This window comes from Petrocella sp. (assembly GCF_059865615.1).
Genome location: NZ_JCBCDA010000034.1, coordinates 15077 through 33130, shown reverse-complemented (window position 1 = coordinate 33130; position 18054 = coordinate 15077). Strand labels below are relative to the sequence as shown.

General features: G+C 36.4%; 16 protein-coding genes. 1 reads left to right on the top strand and 15 read right to left on the bottom strand.

The annotated features are described in order from the left end of the window. Window positions 1–588 precede the first annotated feature (588 nt). From AC6F8J_RS04360 to AC6F8J_RS04345, 4 genes are read right to left on the bottom strand one after another with little or no spacing between them, the layout of a single operon-like run. Window positions 589–2130 (bottom strand): UDP-glucose--hexose-1-phosphate uridylyltransferase, encoded by a 1542-nt coding sequence (locus AC6F8J_RS04360; protein WP_500721307.1) that lies wholly within the window; start codon window positions 2128–2130, stop codon window positions 589–591. A gap of 26 nt (window positions 2131–2156) precedes the next feature. Then, a complete protein-coding gene (gene galE / locus AC6F8J_RS04355) occupies window positions 2157–3146 on the bottom strand; it encodes a UDP-glucose 4-epimerase GalE (RefSeq protein WP_500721305.1) in 990 nt (329 codons plus the stop codon). Window positions 3147–3157: 11 nt separating this feature from the next. Further along, entirely contained in the window at window positions 3158–4324 is a 1167-nt protein-coding gene (locus tag AC6F8J_RS04350; RefSeq protein WP_500721304.1) for a galactokinase, read from the bottom strand. Between the two features lie 35 nt (window positions 4325–4359). Continuing rightward, a complete protein-coding gene (locus tag AC6F8J_RS04345) occupies window positions 4360–5361 on the bottom strand; it encodes a substrate-binding domain-containing protein (protein WP_500721303.1) in 1002 nt (333 codons plus the stop codon). A gap of 184 nt (window positions 5362–5545) precedes the next feature. Here AC6F8J_RS04345 and murG point away from each other — a divergent pair, with 184 nt between their 5' ends. Beyond that, entirely contained in the window at window positions 5546–6619 is a 1074-nt protein-coding gene (gene murG, locus AC6F8J_RS04340) for an undecaprenyldiphospho-muramoylpentapeptide beta-N-acetylglucosaminyltransferase (RefSeq protein ID WP_500721301.1), read from the top strand. Between the two features lie 84 nt (window positions 6620–6703). Here murG and AC6F8J_RS04335 read toward each other — a convergent pair whose 3' ends face one another. The 11 genes from AC6F8J_RS04335 to AC6F8J_RS04285 all read right to left on the bottom strand — a co-directional run bounded on the left by AC6F8J_RS04335 (window position 6704) and on the right by AC6F8J_RS04285 (window position 18047). Further along, window positions 6704–7114 (bottom strand): HIT domain-containing protein, encoded by a 411-nt coding sequence (locus AC6F8J_RS04335; protein ID WP_500721300.1) that lies wholly within the window; start codon window positions 7112–7114, stop codon window positions 6704–6706. A gap of 46 nt (window positions 7115–7160) precedes the next feature. Next, the gene (locus AC6F8J_RS04330) at window positions 7161–8924 is read right to left on the bottom strand and encodes a uracil-DNA glycosylase family protein (protein WP_500721298.1); all 1764 of its coding nucleotides are present in this window, start codon (window positions 8922–8924) and stop codon (window positions 7161–7163) included. Between the two features lie 10 nt (window positions 8925–8934). Continuing rightward, on the bottom strand, window positions 8935–9987 hold the full coding sequence (locus tag AC6F8J_RS04325; RefSeq protein ID WP_500721297.1) for a rhomboid family intramembrane serine protease: 1053 nt from the start codon (window positions 9985–9987) through the stop codon (window positions 8935–8937). Between the two features lie 286 nt (window positions 9988–10273). Further along, on the bottom strand, window positions 10274–11245 hold the full coding sequence (locus AC6F8J_RS04320) for a hypothetical protein (RefSeq protein ID WP_500721296.1): 972 nt from the start codon (window positions 11243–11245) through the stop codon (window positions 10274–10276). Next, window positions 11232–11747, bottom strand: coding sequence for a hypothetical protein (locus AC6F8J_RS04315; protein ID WP_500721294.1), 516 nt, complete (start codon window positions 11745–11747; stop codon window positions 11232–11234). Before AC6F8J_RS04315 ends, AC6F8J_RS04320 begins: the two co-directional genes overlap by 14 nt. Window positions 11748–11759: 12 nt before the next feature. After that, window positions 11760–12206, bottom strand: a complete 447-nt coding sequence (locus AC6F8J_RS04310) for a hypothetical protein (RefSeq protein ID WP_500721293.1) — start codon at window positions 12204–12206, stop codon at window positions 11760–11762. Between the two features lie 2 nt (window positions 12207–12208). Beyond that, complete coding sequence (locus tag AC6F8J_RS04305; protein ID WP_500721291.1) at window positions 12209–12682, bottom strand: hypothetical protein; 474 nt, start codon at window positions 12680–12682, stop codon at window positions 12209–12211. 27 nt (window positions 12683–12709) lie between these two features. Further along, window positions 12710–14749: a hypothetical protein gene (locus AC6F8J_RS04300; RefSeq protein ID WP_500721290.1), complete on the bottom strand. Its 2040-nt coding sequence runs from the start codon at window positions 14747–14749 to the stop codon at window positions 12710–12712. Further along, window positions 14749–16614 carry a hypothetical protein gene (locus AC6F8J_RS04295; protein ID WP_500721288.1) on the bottom strand — a complete coding sequence of 622 codons (1866 nt, stop codon included), beginning with the start codon at window positions 16612–16614 and terminating at the stop codon, window positions 14749–14751. The genes AC6F8J_RS04300 and AC6F8J_RS04295 overlap by 1 nt, the downstream gene beginning before the upstream one ends. Further along, a complete protein-coding gene (locus AC6F8J_RS04290; RefSeq protein ID WP_500721287.1) occupies window positions 16607–17440 on the bottom strand; it encodes a hypothetical protein in 834 nt (277 codons plus the stop codon). Before AC6F8J_RS04290 ends, AC6F8J_RS04295 begins: the two co-directional genes overlap by 8 nt. Window position 17441: 1 nt before the next feature. After that, window positions 17442–18047 carry a hypothetical protein gene (locus tag AC6F8J_RS04285; RefSeq protein WP_500721286.1) on the bottom strand — a complete coding sequence of 202 codons (606 nt, stop codon included), beginning with the start codon at window positions 18045–18047 and terminating at the stop codon, window positions 17442–17444. Window positions 18048–18054: the final 7 nt, after the last annotated feature.

The window sequence follows — 18054 nt, the reverse complement described above, 5'->3', positions numbered from 1 at the left end:
TATTATGGTTGGTTAAAGGGTCAAAACTAAGTTTCACTAAATTCACATACAATATATAGATTACGTTGATGCATTCATAACTATATATTGTATGCAAAAGTTCAACTATATAGTTTTGACACCTTAACCATGGTTAAAGGGTCAAAACTAAGTTTCACTAAATTCACATACAATATATAGATTACGTTGATGCATTCATAACTATATATTGTATGCAAAAGTTCAACTATATAGCCTTGACATTTTAACCTTATTATACAAGAACAAAGCGAGTTTGTCGCGTTTTGCTTGCAAATTGTTCCGGCAGGAAAGATTTCCTTGATTATTAACGCGGTGCTTTAACGCATTAATATAGCATAAACTTTTCTAGAGAAGAACAAAAAAAGAAGCTTTTGGGGAAAGCTTCTTTCTTTTTAATATTATATGAGGGGAGTTTTATGAAATGAAATAACTGCTATCAATGCTATAAACTGATTATAAAGCAAAGTTATGGCTTTAAAGTGACCAACTTGTAAAATAATTATGAACATTGCATTTCATTGTTGTAATATACGAAATTGTTAAGCTTTTGAATCAAATCTTGATTTTTCAGTCAGTTTCTAAATAGCCCATGCTCTCAATAAATGTACCAAAAGCAGCAAGACCTACTTCAGACTGCTTAAATACACCGGAACAATCCAATACTTGGGCAAATCTTCGTCCCACAGCTTGCTCTAAAATCTGCTTAGCTGTTGATTCATTACAAGTAAAGCCGGCATCTTGAGTTATGGACTCAAACCAAGTAAAGTGATGAGGATATTTTTCTCTAACCAAATCCATGGAACGCTTACCCATTAATACTTCTGAAAGATCAGAAAGGTCTAAGTCAAGTCTAGCCGGTAAAACCGCAAGCCCCATCACCTCAATTAAACCGATATTTTCTTTTTTTATATGATGCAAATGCCTATGAGGGTGAAAAATACCATCCGGATGTTCTTCATCCTTTCGATTGTTTCTAAGGGCTAAATCCATCTCATACCAACCTTTATCATTGATTCTAGCGATAGGTGTCACCGTGTTATGAGGTACAGCGCCTTCTTTTGTTTCTGTATAAGCAAGAACGTCTACATGAGGATCACTATAGTTTTGCCAATGCTTAAATATCTCATATGCTTGTTGAACCAAAAGCGCCTTGTCTAAAGAAGATAGTCGAACCACGGATAATGGCCATGATAGCATTTCTAAACGTATACCTGGGACATCTGTGCGCCCATACGTTCTTAGCGCTTTAGCGTCCACCATAGGAAATCGATGCCTACCACCTTGAAAATGATCATGACTTAGGATGGATCCACCTACAATGGGTAAATCCGCATTGGATCCAATAAAATAGTGGGGCATACTCTCAACAAAGTCTGCGAGACGTTTAAAAGTTTGAAGATTGATTTTCATGGGTTCATGGGTTTCTTTAAAAATAATGGCGTGTTCATTATAATAGACATAGGGAGAATATTGTAGATACCAGGATTCATCATTCAACTTAAGAGGCAACACGCGATGGTTACTTCTGGCTGGATGATTTAGATTACCTTCATAACCTACATTTTCTAAACACAGAAAACATTTCGGATAATTGGATTGTGGCTGATGCTTTGCTTTCTCTATATCTTTTGGATCTTTTTCAGGTTTAGACAAATTGATTGTGATTTCCATATTGCCATACTGGGTTTCGGCCTGCCAATACTTATTTAAGGCGATTCGGTCTGTTCGAATATAATTGGACGTCTGGCTCAGATGATAATAATAGTCTGTAGCCGCTTTACCACCTTTTTCATCTTTGATCCTATTATATAATCGGTTCAATTCAGATTGTCTTGGCATAAGGGTTGCCATAATTTTCGCATCCAAAATCTCCCGTTCTACAACGCTTTCCTCAATAACCCCTAGCAGGACCGCTTCATTTTCAATCTCTTCTAGTATTCTCGTTGGCATCTCATCTTCAACGTACACCACCTTACCTTCGTAAGGTTCATTCACATTTAATAATGCCAATAATTGATTGCGCACCAGTGGTATGTCAAGTGCTTCAATCATTTTGTGATGTAGACCAAATAGTATGAGTTCCTCAATGTATTTTTTTATCATCTCCATTTATACTCCTTCATTGTAAGATTTTATTAATCTTTATACCCTTTAGGGTGGGCTTGATGCCAAACCCAAGCTGATTTAATGATTTCTTTAACGGTGTCATACTTCGGCTTCCATCCCAGTTCTCTTATCGCTGCCTCTGCAGATGCAATTAAAGTTGCAGGGTCTCCTTCTCGTCTGTTTGTAACTACTGCCGGTATGGGATGTCCTGTTACCTCCCTTGCAATTCGAATGATTTCCATGACGGAGAAACCCTTACCGTTTCCAAGGTTATATATTCTACTGTCACCACCTTTTTGAAGCCTTCTAAGCGCCAAAACATGAGCATCCGACAAGTCTGTCACATGAATATAATCCCTAACACAAGTGCCGTCTTTTGTTGGATAATCATCACCAAACACCATAATCTCTTCTCGTAGTCCATTGGCAACTTGAAGCACCAAAGGTATTAAGTGGCTTTCTGGTGTATGGTCCTCACCAATATGTCCTCTCACATGAGCACCTGCAGCATTAAAGTAGCGAAGAGCTGTATAACGAATACCATAAGCTTCGCCTGCCCATCTCAGCATCTTTTCTACCACCAGCTTCGATTCTCCATAAGGGCTGGTCGGCATTGTAAGATCTTCTTCCTTAATAGGTATTTGTTTGGGTTCTCCATATGTTGCCGCTGTAGATGAAAATACAATATATGGTATCTTATATTCAACCATTTTTTTTAATAAACATATTGTACCGTATACATTGTTTTCATAATATTTTAAAGGCTGATTTACACTTTCTCCCACTAAAGAATACGCAGCAAAGTCAATGACCGCATCGATTTCTTCATTAGAAAACACTCTGTCTAAATCCATTTCATCTCTTAAATCTCCCTTATAAAAAGTTACGTTTTCAGGTACTGATTTAAGATGTCCTGTAACTAAATTATCGAAAACCACCACCGCTTCACCTTCTGCAACAAGAGCCGCTACTGTATGAGATCCTATGTACCCTGCACCACCACAAACTAAAATCGCCATATTGTCCTCCTTTAAATCTTGCTTGCACCCTGACCTACACCTGCAACATAAAATGCAGGCGTTCGTCCTGTTAACATCTCATAATGCTTACCTACTTCTTCTATAAATTGCTCAACTGCTTCTTCCTTAACCAAACTCACTGTACATCCTCCAAAGCCGGCACCCGTCATTCTCGAACCTATCGTGCCTTTGATTTTCCTTGCTTCCTTCACCATTATGTCTAGCGCATCTCCTGTAACCTCGTATAGATCTCTTAAAGAATCATGAGACTGATTCATCAGAACCCCAAAACCATATAGGTCTCCTTTTTCAAGGAATCTCTTAGCCTCTAGTGTTCTAATATTTTCATAAACGGCGTGTTCGGCTCTGTTTTTTACCACCTGATTTTCGATTAAATGTTTGTTTTTTTCAAAAGTCTCTCCATTCAAATCACAGAGGTAATCTATATCTAATACTTGCTTCAAGTCGGCAACCGCCACATCACATTCACGACGACGTTCATTGTACTTCGAGTCTGACAAACCTCTACGCTTATTGGTATTGCTAATAATTATTTTTACGCCTTCTAGCTTAAGAGGTACATACTCGTACTTAAGTGTATTACAATCTAGTAAAATTGCATGATCTGCCTTACCCATGCCAACAGCAAATTGGTCCATAATGCCACAATTGACACCAACAAATTCATTTTCAGCTTTTTGGCTCATCTTTACCAAATCTACTCTATCCAGATTGCATTCAAATAAATCATTAATCATAACCGCGGTCAAGACCTCAAGAGAAGCAGATGAAGATAAGCCTGAACCATTCGGTATGTTGCCATAATACAATACCTCAAAGCCTTTTAGTGAGATCCCTAAGTCCAAAAACGTTCTTATTACCCCTTTGGGATAATTGGTCCAATCGTCCTCTTCTTTATATAGAATATGATCCAACTCTACTGTCACCTTTTTATCAAAGTTCAACGTTGCAAAGCTTACTTGATAGTCATCCCTTAATCGAACTGTAGCATAAGTGCCAAAATCCAATGCACATGGGAAGACAAAACCACCATTGTAGTCGATATGTTCTCCAATCAAGTTCACACGCCCTGGTGCAAAATAATGTCGTACTTCTCCACCTTCACCATAAATGGCTTCAAAAGATGCTTTCATGGATTTTTTAGTTATATTTTTCATCGAAGATTTCTCCTTCTCTTTTTATGCTTGTCTAGTTAAGACTCCCTAATCATAAGTTTTGTTTCTAGGTAGGTTTTTTGGTTTTCTATGTCTTTTGTGGTCATCATTTTGTATATGCGGTTACCCGCTAATTGTCCAAGCTTCATCATCTGCTGATCGACTGTAGATAGCTTAGGTTCGGTTATCATAGATACGATGGTATTGTCAAACCCGATGATACGCATATCTTTTGGAATTATTAATCCTTCTGCTTTGGCACCACTTAAGGCGCCTACTGCCATCCAGTCGTTACACGCTAATAAAGCATCCGGTCTTTCACCGGATAGAATATAATTAGCTACAGCTTCTTTAGCCTGTTCCACTGTTTTAATATCATTCCCATCCTTTATTCTTAGAATTTTGATTTCCATGTCGTGCGCTTTCATGAATTCTATATAGACCTCTTCCTTAATATCATAAGAATGACTTTTCTTGCCTCGCAAAAAAACAATTCGTTTACATCCTTCTGAAATCAAATATTTTAAGGCCATGCGGGTGCCACCTTCCCCATCATTTAGAACATAACTGCACCCAATACCTTGAGCATAACCATTTACCAACAATAGAGGTAGTCGTTTAGCAAGTTCTTCAAAGTAACCTGATACCACATTTTCTTTTCTTGGATCAAGAACAACCATGCCATCTACGCGGCGATCTACCAAACTATGAATCACCTCAATTTCATTAGAAGCTTCACCTTCCGTATGACATAGAAAGGTGGTATACCCTTTTTCTTTCAAAATACTATCAACACCTTTAATGACTTCTGAAAAGAAAAGGTTTTCTATTGATGGCGTTAAAATACCTACTGTTTTTGTCGAATTTTGGATCAAACTACGTGCTAATAAATTAGGCTTAAACTTAAGTATATCAATGGCTTCTTCAACCTTTTTTCGCGTTGATGCCTTAACCGGATAGTTATCGTTAATAACCCTTGAGACAGTCGTAATGGAAACACCTGCTGCTACTGCAACATCTTGTATAGTCGCTCTCTTCATGAGTTCCTCCTTTTAGAAAAGGTTTTCTATATTTATTATAGCATCTTTTTTTTTTATGTCAATATGAAATATTGTATACCTATTGACTTTCAAACTTATTTTATTCATAATAAATTGTTAAGGTATCAAAAGCAACTTTTGACCCTTTAACCATGAATAGAGACTATGGTCCTTGGAGGTTCTAATGAAAAAAATTATACTTACAGGTGGTGGCACCGCAGGTCATGTTATGCCTCACTTAGCTTTATTGCCCTATCTCAGAGAAAATGATTACCATGTGGAGTACATCGGTTCTAAGAATGGCATGGAAAAAAAAATCATAGAAAAAGAAGGCTTACCTTACCATGGCATCGCTTCAGGAAAATTACGGCGGTATTTTGATTTAAAGAATTTTACAGATCTTTTCAAAATATTTTTCGGAACCCTAGAGTCCATCTTCTTAATGCATAAAATAAAAGCAAGCATAGTGTTTTCAAAGGGTGGCTTTGTAACCGTACCTGTCGTAATAGCTGCATGGTTCAACAAGGTTCCTGTGGTCATACATGAATCTGATATGACCCCTGGTCTGGCTAACAAAATCGCTTCTAAGTTTGCCGTAAAAATCTGTACCACTTTCGAAAGTACCTTGTCTTATACACCGGCCACAAAAAGTACCCATACCGGTGCACCAATAAGAGGCGAACTTCTTATTGGTAACAAGCAAATGGGCCATGCTTATACACATCTTGACCATAATAAAGCCATATTAATGGTAACCGGCGGTAGCCTCGGTGCACAAAGCATTAATGACTGTCTAAGAAATAGTCTTCTCGAGCTAACAAAAACCTTTCATGTCGTTCATTTATGTGGGAAAGGCAATATAGATCATAGCTATGACCACCTAGAAGGTTACAGGCAGTATGAATTTGTTGGTAAACACATGGCTGATCTCTATGCCATGGCGGATGTCGTCGTAAGTCGGGCCGGTTCTAATACCATCACCGAACTGGTGGCTCTTAAGAAGCCCCATCTATTAATTCCTTTGCCCGCGGCACAAAGTAGAGGTGATCAGCTTCTTAATGCTGATGCTTTTGAAGCTCTTGGCTACAGCATGGTACTACAACAAGAGCATCTAACACCTAAGACCTTAGTAAAGTCCATTCTTTATCTATACCAACATCCCAATATTTTTGTTGACAAGATGGCCACGTATGCTTTTGCCGACGGCACCAGACATATCCTAAATATTATTGAAAGTTTAGTGACGAATAAACTATAAACACACCTACAAAAAGTACCGGATGCCTATGAATGATTCATGAGCATCCGGTACTTTTCTATGGGCTTATCTCTATTTCATTCCTTAGATTTCTTTAGATATCTCTGAAACCAATTCTAGCATCTGATCATCTGAAAATGCCTTAGTCTTCCACTTAAAATTAATCTCATCGCCTTCGAATCTAGGAATCAAATGAAGATGAAAATGCATGACTGTTTGTCCGGCCGCAATCCCATTATTTTGGAGTATGTTTAATCCATCGCACTTTAATACTTTTTTCAATGCTTTTGCAATAACCGTCGCTAGAGCAAACATCTTGCCAGCCGTTTCTCCGTCCAAATCATAGATATTCTCAATATGCTCTTTCGGTAGTATTAATGTATGGCCGATACCTGATGGAAATTTATCCAATATGACCCGAAAATCGCTGCTTTCAAATATGGTTGCTGAATCCAAATCCCCTGATGCAATACTACAAAACAAACATTTACTCATTTTATGCTCCTTTCATTATACCTTTTCTTAAAATAACCTTTACTTTCTAGAACGCAAATAGCTGATCCAGTTTATACAATAAGGTAAAATTGCCTTTGGCTTTAATCTCACCTGTCATAAAAGCCCTTTGCACCGTCAATCTACCTTCTGTTATTTTTTTCATGATATCATGATTGCAGTTCATGACCACATCTGCCTCTTGATCTGTACCAAATTTCGATTTAAGTTTCGCACTTTTAAAGTCAAGAATAAAGCTTTCATTCTTTTTATCCTCAATAACCCAACTAATGATACAATCCGGAAAAGTCTTATCCGGTTTAAATTTATATTCAAAAAGCTCCGGATAAGTTTTCTGTACCAATCCACCTTTGTTAGAAAGACGTTCTTTAAAAAGATTTGCAATATCTTCAATGTCTTTTTGCTGCTTTTCAATAAATTCATCGTAATTGGAAATCTGCGATTTTGTTGCGTACGTCCCACCTTCAAAACCTTGCTCTTTTCCAATGCCTTCCCCTTCAGATTCAATCTCACGTTCACCCTCATGACTTGGCACATAAAGCTTCATGAGTATTTTATTGCCTCTGATACTGGTAGGTAGAATATTTCTTTGCTGATTTAATACGCGATAGTAATCCTCTGCTTTTTTATCAATTGCATTCAATAGATTTTTATCTGTTTCAAGGTCTGCTGAGTTCTCTATACTTGCACATAGAGTTGTACCCTCTACACCACCAAGGATATCCCAAGATTTTAATAAATGACTTAAAGCATCTCTTTCATAGGCTTGCTTGCTGATAGCGATACCAAAAAGATAAACGCCTTCAAAACAGGCAAATTGGCCGCTATCATAACATTTATCCAAAAAGCTTTGCATCAAACCGCCAATACCGTACCATGTTACTGTTGTTGCAAGTATAACACCTTCTGATTCACTGAGCGCTTCAAAAAAATCCTCCATATTATAGCCATCTTGATACAAATCTAGTCTTTTCACACTAACATTTAATTCCGCAAGAACACTACTGACTCTTTCTGCCGCAACTAAGGTTGGATCATTGGCCAAGTTATTGCCTCCATAGATTAAAATGACTTTTCTCTTGCCTGAAACTCTAGGTTTTCTCTGCTTTAGAACAATCTTCTTTTTTACAGGTGGTTTTTCTTGAAGTTTAATGGATCCCATACTTATTTTTCGGCCCATTTCTTCTTCTACTTGCTTCTCCTCTTGAATGTCTGTTTTAAAATCACTTATATTTTTAAGAAGTTCTTCTGATTCTGTTGCTCCAACAAATGCAGGTTCACTAGGATGAGGGAGCAATATTTGTTGATAGGACTTATCGTGTATATGAACCGTTGTTTTAATTCCAACATCTTCGCTTTTTGCTGGTTCAAAATCATGCATCACTCTATGGCTAGTTGTCCCTAGTGGAATGATAAGCATCGGCTTAATTAAATCAATTTCCCTATGTAAAAAAGGTAAGAACATCTTAATTTCATCTTCTTCTAAGTTTCTTGATAAGATGCGACCGGTTTTTGCGTTAACTTTATAAGGTCGATACTTAACAGCATAGGTAAGATAAATATCTTCTCTTTTCATATCTATACGCTCTAAAAAAGCATCGAAAGCTTCACCGCCACCACCTTCAAAAAAATTACCTGTTGCTTCTTCTTCCGCCGATGGACAAGGTGCTATAAACATGATTTTGCTATTTGTATTACCGCTTCCGGCGACCAAACTATGAATGTCTTTGGTTTTTTCCGTTATATACGCTGAGCATTCTCGCATCAACTCTTTGATTGCCAACTGCTTCATGTTGTTCTCCTCACAATACGTCCGTTTTCTGTGCCGGCTTCAACAGTATATGGGTCAACATAATTCCACCGGCAAAGCCACCTACATGAGCCAATATATCTACATTGGGGGTCAAAACCGAAAAAACGATACCGATACCGAACATAACCCAAAGGATATAACTTGAGACCCCATCAATGGGTTTCTTAATCTTATTGGTCACCACCAACAAACTACCAATGAGTCCGTAAACAGCACCACTTGCTCCAGCTGCAACCGGATATATGCCACTAACATATGCACCTCCTAAACTCATCAAGGAACCTAATAATCCTGATCCCAAATACACTAGCATATATTGCCATATTTTTAGATATCGTTCAAGACGGTAGCCAAAAATATAAAGACTGAACATATTATAGAAAAGATGAACCACACCAATATGTAAAAACATAGCCGTAACAAGACGGTAGTATTCACCTTCTAACACAACTAGTGGGAAACTCATTGCACCACTTCTAACCAATGTCTCTATCTCTAATGAGCTACCTCTTATTTCCATGTTCACCCATATAGCGATATTGATAGCCATCAACACCCAAGTTATCCAAATGGATGCCTTTCTCGCTTTTAACTCATAATAGGTTATTTGTTCATTATTTAATATTTTTCTTACTTCCTTATCAATCTTGAGTATATTTTTTAGTTGACGCTTAGGAATCTGCAACTTTCTTGTATTTTCATTGATAAACCAAACCACATCAATAAATTTTTCACTAAGGTCCGGTACAAAGTTAAAAGCATCATATAGGACTTGTGTCTCTTTTGCTATAATCAAATTAAGCAAAACGACCTTATCCGTTTCAGTTTTACTAAACTGCTGCATTGTTAATTGCTTATATTCCAAATACCGTTCCGGGTCAAGGGAAAACTCCGGTCCAAGCTCTATCACATTAATGAGATAAAGATTACTCTTATCATAGACACCATACATGGTTACGTTCTCAATATCTGTTGGAATCTTTTGATACTGTCTGTTCTTAAAATAGTCATTGATCTGATTATACAGGGTTTTTTCCATCATCTATCACCTCTTTTGGTACTCAACATCTTAATCCATCAAAAGATATTAAAAGACCTATACTCATATTAAATGATATTGGGCCAAAGGGCAAGAATAAAGATAAGACTTTATTGATAAAAGAATCTAGAAAGTCTATCTCAAAATAAACTAAATCAGATTTATTTAGTTTTGTTAACTATTTAAGATCTGGGTTAATAAAAGATCGTTATTTCATCAAGAAAAAGCGCTGATTAATCAGCGCTTTTTCTTTCTCATTCGGTTTCTCAAATACATAGTTTTATTGTACTCATTTATTCAAATAATGACATGGCCAGAAACCTTCACTTGCTGCCGCTTCTTTGGTTGCAAAAACCTGAATCAAATTGTCCGTTCGTTCATGGGTACATCTATGGTCACAATAATAGAAAGAACCGTCCGCCATATCTTCATAACCATTTATAGCTTGTATTTTCAAAACATTGCTTTGATGAAAAGAAAAGAAATCTAGGAAAGCGCCATATCCAAGGGGTGCTCCCTGAATACATGCCATTAGACCGATATCATCTAAGCTGCGACTCCAAGGATCGTTATCCGCTATAGGTACTATAAATTCGTACAACATGCCTTGTTGCTTCGCCCATTGATTATGGCCAATAACGGCATTTCTCAAACCTTCTTCAACGGAAGTGACTATGGTTCTTTTTCTTATTTGTTCAAAGTTCACTTCATTAATGCCCGAAGGTTTGTGAACAATGGATGCAAAATTTCCCTTTTCCACCTCCCAGGTCTTTATGTCCACAATCTCAACAAAATCATCTAAAGTCATTTTCATGGTAAAATCCAAGTCCTCATAAATGTATGGCTTTTTTTCACTTAGCACCGGCATATGACTCGCTACGCCTGACCCATCTGTGACCTGTTTGGTGCCATAAAGATAGTAACCGTCATAGCCAATAATCACAATTGCCACTATGTATTGATTGAATTGGTGCTTTGCCGTATCGCTAAAAGCTTTAAAACCATAATGATAAGTTTTCAAGAAAGCTTCAATAACTTCTTCTGTCTCAATACTAATGTATTTTCTTCTACTTTCATCGTAACTTTTTTTCGAATACGTTTTTAGGACATAGGTACCATCTTCTATAGCACTATTTATGATATATTCATATTGATTTTTCAAACGTTCTCTTTGAGCTAGGCGATGGGTGTTAAAATTATGAATCATATAAAAGGGTAAGGTTATAATCGTAAATAGTATGGCAAACTTAATAAGATTCATGTCTTACCATGCCACCTCCTCTCACAATAAGAGTAGGGTAACTAGAATCCATTCCATGAAGTATCTGTCTTACCATCTGACTTTTAGTTGGTGTGACATTTTGCACACTTACAAAAAACATATCTCCTTGATTCATAGGATAAAAACCACCGGTATTTAGCACGGCTTCAATATCATCTTTATAGGATCCCTCATAACTAATGTGATAATCCTCCATGAACAAACCACCCTCATTATAAACTGGCACATACACCTTTTCATAATGTTCTATACTTATACTATAACCGTTTCCTGTCTGGTCTAAGGCTCTTAAAAATGCATGATATGCCGATGCATCAAGTCCACCGATGTCTCTTACGCTGTCCGTCATTTGATTGAGTTGTGTTGTAATTATACTGTAGCTGATGTTATCTTGACGCTCATATAAGTTCATGATCGGAACAACGAACATCAATATTACCGACAAAATAATCCCCAGTATTTTCCATAAGGCTTGCTCCATCCTTGGCCTCCATTAATAGCTTGAATATTCGATGCAGATTATATTTCCCTGATGATCTACTATTATTTCCGGGGAATATGTATAGGATCTAAGATTATTCATTGCCTTTCTAAGACTTTGTATACCGACATGGTCTGTCACTATAGGAAACAAAACACCATTTATTTTAATCTCTAGTGCCCCACTCTTGTTAATCATATACAATTCGTCACCCATCTTTTGATTTTTACCCTTGTTGTCCATATCTGTTATCATAAAAAATAAAGTACCTATAGAAACATCTTTATTTAAAATCTCATCTGTACCTTTTACAATTTGTCGGTCGTGTTGTAAGTGGGCATCCGCCACCTTCATATAGTTGGTTATTTTTCCGTCCATTCTAAAAAAAACACTTAAAGCAAATATAAAAATCATAAACCCAAATGACAGTTCTAGAACCCGATCTATATTGTCATGCATCATTATTGTTGTTCAAACCGTATCGCCCTCACGATACCATTAACATCCGTCACCACAGTAGCGTAGAATTCCCCATAAGGGTTAATATAAGCTGTTGCATTATTTTTATCCTGTGCTGATTTCAACATGTTGTTGGTTGTACCCTCAGCAATCGGGGACAAAGTACCTGTATCAGCTGATCCCGTAGACAAATAGTAAGTGGATGAACCACCTTTTACTACAATCACTTGCATTTCTTCTGGTGTCGCCTTATAGCTTTTTATCGCATTAATAACCTGTGTTCCGCTAACATACTGATTATCATATACCCCATATGCTGCATTTGCCAGCTGCTGTGCTTGTTTATCCAGATTATTCATACTTTCATCTGTCATTTTTGATGCTTTTCCGTAAGCCGACATACCAATCGCAACAACCGCAACAAAAAGTAGGATACTTACCCCAATCCATAAAGCTTTTTGAATATTACCGTCCATTCCATACACCCCCATATTAGATTATTATTATAGTTGCATCATTCGATTCAAGTATGACTCCATATCTGCCATACTGCTTACAATCATAGGATAAATCATATATAGTAGTATAAATCCATATACCGGTGCAAAGCCTATGATTTTCCCTAAGTTCACTTTCTTTTCTACGACCTGATCATTGGTTATTTTTCTCTCCTCCAGATAATGGCTTTTCTCTGATTCAAGTTCATCAAAGGCTTGTTTAATCGTTATGTCTTGTGCTGCTAGTATTAGGCTGTCCACCAGACGTATAAACCTTGAATCATCAGATGTATCTCTTAGGTTTTTTAATGAATCCACCATACCTGAAGAAGTGTTATTAATGCAATCTTGAATGGGTGCTTTAAAAGTATAAGCATATAAGGCCATCCATTCAAGGACATCCATAAGAGACAGGCGCTCGTGATTCATTAACATCAACAATATGGTACTAAAACCCATAACCTCATCTTCCACATCAAACCTTAGAATTCTTCTTTGAAAAATCAACATAATCTCAGGAATATTGTAAGATAAGATACCTATGATAAGTGCAAGTAGTACTTCCCACCATTTTATGTATTGATCTATAAAAACTCGGTGTTTTTTCATTATTCGCTGTGCCATTCTTTCGCTTTCTGAAACAGGAATGCCACTTTCTTCTAACAAATGAATTACATCTTCTAGTTCCATATTTCGGTTCATTTTATGTAAGTAACTTCGGTCCTTCTTCGTAATGGCTTCAGCCTCCTTAAGGGCTGTCTCTGAAAGTTGACCGCCCAAAAAGTAATCCGGTATCGTCGGTGCTGTCAAAATCATTTTTTTAGTATTCATTTGTAGTGCAATAATAACCAGCAAAGCCACCATACACCCTGTAAAAAAATACAGACACTTCCTAGTAATAAAGGCTTCCACATCTAAATGACTGGCACTATTTTTAAGCTTAAGCTTCAGTCTGTAGTAATGTCCTTTATGATATGCCGGCTTAATAAAGTCAACAATTTGGTAGAGACCTTTTTCATAAAGTGTTTTTTCCAGTACCTTCTTTTTATTGACCACCGTTTTTTGATCATCAAACTGCTGAATCTTTCTAAGCAGGAAATAAGCAAGCAGTACCATCATAATGATGAACATTTCAAGAAAAAACCCGGCTCTGCTATCATAAAAAACTTTCATAGGCATAAAGTAAGCACTGGCCCAAAGCTTTACCGGATTAATAAAAAATAGCGGTAAAAATACAATAATATTTAAGCTCTTTAGAGCATAATTCAACTTCTCTCTTTTACTTAATTCAATCCTAATTTCGCCAGTCAAATCCCCAATGTTTTTCAAAAAAACACTATGCCCATCAACTTTTGTATCTCCATATTCCATGGTGATATAGGCCAGTCCTAAAAACATTTTCAAAAATTTATTAGGTGCTGTCTCGTTATATGCTAATATTTCTTTTTCAACATCCTTTGCCCTTAGAACATCATGAATCCGTTCTCCTTGAATACATATTTCATAATGATCTTCACCTAACTCTTGACAAGCATCATAGACTGCTTCGTCAATCATATAGGTTTCATAATATTTATGCCTTACCATGTCATTAAACTTGAGTTGTTGATACAAGAGTCGATTCTTAAGGCGCTCGACTAGAAAGTCGATTACAGTTTCAGATAAAAGCCATATTGCTAAAAAAAGTAGCATAAGCAATATAGGTTGTCTTGTTATAATAATCATCCCTGCCATTAAAAGCACCATAAGTACCGTAATTATTAGATAAATTTTAACTGTTTTTTTGCGAATGACCCGTTCATTGGTATGTCCAATCATTTCTATTCTAAGTCGTATATTTGCTATTTTATGTCTTGTAAGGCAAAACCCTGATAATAACTTGTACATCCGCAAATAATATCTATTGACCTGTTCTTGATTTTGTTTCACCTTTAAGTGTAACTGCCTTTTTTTAATCCGTTTATCTATGACTTTGGCTATGAACATCAATCCAAAAGCCATTATCATAAGCATGATACCTATAAACATCCATAACTCATAATCCATTAAACACAACCCCAATTCTCATTTAGAAATAGAAGAAAGGCTTGATAATCCGCCTTGGACATATTTTTTTCCATCTCCTTAATGGTATTCTTGCTCATTCTGTGCGCCGTTTTATAACGCCCCTCATCATATACTACAATATCTCTGCTTTCATACTTTTTCCGATCTGTCATACGTGTGAAGTAATCCGTCATCGTGTCCATGAAAGCACTTTGTTGATCTGTCTGATTCGACTTTTCCCTATAGTCTCTACTATAAGGTGCTTCAAGCTCTAGTGCTACGATTTCAGTTATTCTGGATATATACCTTTTGCCATCTCCATCCCGTTCTAAATGAATATCAAAATCCAATACGCTCACCACCTGTTGCTCAGCAATTTTTTCATCTCTAAAAACTTCACATTTTAAAAGAGAATTTCTTAGAGATAAAACCAAGTCTTTTACAGATTTGGCATGATGGGTAAAGAGTGTGAATAAAGATGCCACTTGGGCCATTTGCAACATCCATACTGCAACTTCGTCTGTAGCAATCTCTCCCAAAATACTTACAGATCCATCGGTTTTTTTCTGGACATCCATTCCTGCTTGCCCCGTTATGGTGGATGTTTCTTTGAAAGTTAATATGTTCCGCATCGGATATACTTTTCTAAGATGTAACTCAAAAGCCATTTCCTGAACACGTAGCGTTAACGTACCATAAATGGCCTCTACCATTGCCATTAACAAAGTTGTCTTACCTGAACCTTGAGAGCCGGTTATAGATATTATTCTAGCACCTTTAATCAGATAACGAATTGTTTCTATGGCTAGTCCGGCATATTCATCTGAAATTAGCTCTTCTAACGTCACATTAACAATATGAAACTTTCTGACAAAAAATGCCCATGATTCCGAGAAAGGGGGTCTGACAACAACAACCCTTGAACCATCCTTCATTTCATTCACTTTATAACCTGTACTTTCCGATAATTGCCCGGCTTTGTTATAACGATAAATATTCTGACAAATCCGTCGTAGTTCTTTTTCTGAACCGAAAGAAAGAAAGGACAAATGTATGGATTTACCTTTATAAAATATCCAGATACTGTCATAATGATTTGGCGTCTGCATGATTTGACTTAGGTAGTCTTCCATCACTTTGTCTGTAGTTTTTTCTACTACACCTGAAACACCACCAGATACGCCGTCAATCGCCATGTCTCTTATCTCATCCACCACACCAAAACCTTTATAAATCTGATAAACCCGTTGTGTAATGACCATCAACTTATCTTCATAGCTGAGTTGTGTCAGACTTTTACCAAATATGTCTACGATTTCCTGAGATGTTATAATATATGAAGGGGTTTTTCCATTTTCTATAATATATTTTAAATGATCAAGGTTATGCTCTTCAATCATTCGGTTAAGGGCCAATACACCATGGCTTTTTTTATATAGATATAGCAAAATCTCAAACTTATCTTGAACACTCAGAAAATTGGGTTGGCCAAAGTGCATGATTTTATCTATATTTTTTTCTGTTATATAATTTTTCTTTAACAAATCACAAATAAAATCTTTCACATACTCTTTATCAAGAGCTGATCCATAAGTACAATTTTTTAGTGCTTTCTTTAGCTCACTTCTTTTATTAAGCCGTCTTTTAAACTCATCTTCAGACAGGCCCATTTCATATAGGTTGGTTCTTGTTATGTCATTTATAGCATCCTTGACAAAGTCCACAATGGTCTCAAACAGAAACTTTTCACTATTATTAAGAAGTTTCTGTTCTAAATAGTGAGTCGAATCACCTTTTTGGAAGTAGAAGATTAATATAATAATAAATATAAGTAACACAACCAGTATCATTATAAAATTAAGCATAATCGATACTAGCCTCCTGTTTGGTTTTTTCTAACTGTTTTATCATAACTTCACAATTTCTTTCTAAATGTTGCAGAAGATTTTTATGCCTATTTTTTGAATTCATGGATAGATGACGCATAAAGAAGTCTAGAATACGACTACTATTACAAGCATCCATAAATCCGATATCATAAGGCATGCACATCATATTATCCACACCATATGTTTTAGCCAAGTTTTTAAACGTGGACCTACTCTCCTTATTATACATACCGATATTGTACAATACAGTCTTCTCACTTAATAATGATGCGTAAGACTTATTGCTAAAAAAAGTGTCTATTAAGGCTTTATTCTGGTTCAAACAAACCACCACCAAGTCTGAGTTTTTTATAATCTTTTGTGTTAATTTATGATGGGTACCACTTGGCACATCAATCATGATTAGATCATATTCCATGTTGGCAATAGTGAAAATCTGACTTAGTAAAGTCAATGATTCTTGGGTGTCGATGGGCTGATATGTTTTGGTCCCTTGAAGCAAATCTAATCTTCTATTGGCCAATAGAGATATGGTATAATCACAAATCATACCCGAAGCAAGTCTTCCGTTTTTTGCTAATCTCTTCAAGGCATCCAAGCCATTGTCACTAAAATCTAAAAGATCTTCTTGATGATGAGCTTTTTCCTTCATAAAGCAACCTTCAAGCGTACTACGTTCAAAATGACTATGGGCAATGAGAATCTTGAAATTATATAGAAGAGCTGACATACATGCCATAGCAACAGCAGTACTTGTTGTACCTGTTTGTCCATGATTTGGTGACCAAAAAGCTATTTGCATTCTATTTACTCCTTTTCGACTTATTTAACCACTTCTTAATGGCTTTATCTTTACTACCCAGAATATGCTGTATCATTCTTTGAATAAGTTTCTGGTAATCACGGGACATATGTCCCATCCAAATTGAGAGGTCATAGTCGTTTTCCATCTCCATAATCCAATCCCACTCATTAAAAGGACGTTCAAGCACTTTAATTCTTTTGGGGTCAATTTTAAATCGATTGTTTAAATATTTTCCATTTATTTTACTATCCACTAAAATATTATGATAAATGACACAATCATTTTCCATTATTCCCCTATTGAAAATCTGTTCGTTATCCGTTACTTCTGATTGTCTAGGTCCAGTTATGAAAAACAAACGATCATATCTTTCTCTATCAATTTCTACGCCATTCACAATAAGATAATCTGCTTCCAGTACATCCGGTATTTGACTTACAATTCTAAAAGATTCATTATATTCATAATCCTCTAACACGCCCATTAAGCTTTGATGCTTTGTCACCAGCACCACTTTATGTTCCATTGATAGGACCTTCCCTAAGTAAAGTCCCAAATAGTCCTTCTCTTTTGTACTTACACCAATTAAACCTATTCGTATCATATTCACA

Coding starts and splice junctions, on each gene's coding strand:
- AC6F8J_RS04345 (WP_500721303.1), bottom strand. CDS start 5,361: ATGAAGAGAGCGACTATACAAGATGTTGCAGTAGCAGCAGGTGTTTCC.
- AC6F8J_RS04310 (WP_500721293.1), bottom strand. CDS start 12,206: ATGCATGACAATATAGATCGGGTTCTAGAACTGTCATTTGGGTTTATG.
- AC6F8J_RS04330 (WP_500721298.1), bottom strand. CDS start 8,924: ATGAAGCAGTTGGCAATCAAAGAGTTGATGCGAGAATGCTCAGCGTAT.
- murG (WP_500721301.1), top strand. CDS start 5,546: ATGAAAAAAATTATACTTACAGGTGGTGGCACCGCAGGTCATGTTATG.
- AC6F8J_RS04320 (WP_500721296.1), bottom strand. CDS start 11,245: ATGAATCTTATTAAGTTTGCCATACTATTTACGATTATAACCTTACCC.
- AC6F8J_RS04290 (WP_500721287.1), bottom strand. CDS start 17,440: ATGCAAATAGCTTTTTGGTCACCAAATCATGGACAAACAGGTACAACA.
- AC6F8J_RS04335 (WP_500721300.1), bottom strand. CDS start 7,114: ATGAGTAAATGTTTGTTTTGTAGTATTGCATCAGGGGATTTGGATTCA.
- AC6F8J_RS04300 (WP_500721290.1), bottom strand. CDS start 14,749: ATGGATTATGAGTTATGGATGTTTATAGGTATCATGCTTATGATAATG.
- AC6F8J_RS04315 (WP_500721294.1), bottom strand. CDS start 11,747: ATGGAGCAAGCCTTATGGAAAATACTGGGGATTATTTTGTCGGTAATA.
- galE (WP_500721305.1), bottom strand. CDS start 3,146: ATGGCGATTTTAGTTTGTGGTGGTGCAGGGTACATAGGATCTCATACA.
- AC6F8J_RS04305 (WP_500721291.1), bottom strand. CDS start 12,682: ATGGACGGTAATATTCAAAAAGCTTTATGGATTGGGGTAAGTATCCTA.
- AC6F8J_RS04285 (WP_500721286.1), bottom strand. CDS start 18,047: ATGATACGAATAGGTTTAATTGGTGTAAGTACAAAAGAGAAGGACTAT.
- AC6F8J_RS04325 (WP_500721297.1), bottom strand. CDS start 9,987: ATGATGGAAAAAACCCTGTATAATCAGATCAATGACTATTTTAAGAAC.
- AC6F8J_RS04295 (WP_500721288.1), bottom strand. CDS start 16,614: ATGCTTAATTTTATAATGATACTGGTTGTGTTACTTATATTTATTATT.
- AC6F8J_RS04360 (WP_500721307.1), bottom strand. CDS start 2,130: ATGGAGATGATAAAAAAATACATTGAGGAACTCATACTATTTGGTCTA.
- AC6F8J_RS04350 (WP_500721304.1), bottom strand. CDS start 4,324: ATGAAAAATATAACTAAAAAATCCATGAAAGCATCTTTTGAAGCCATT.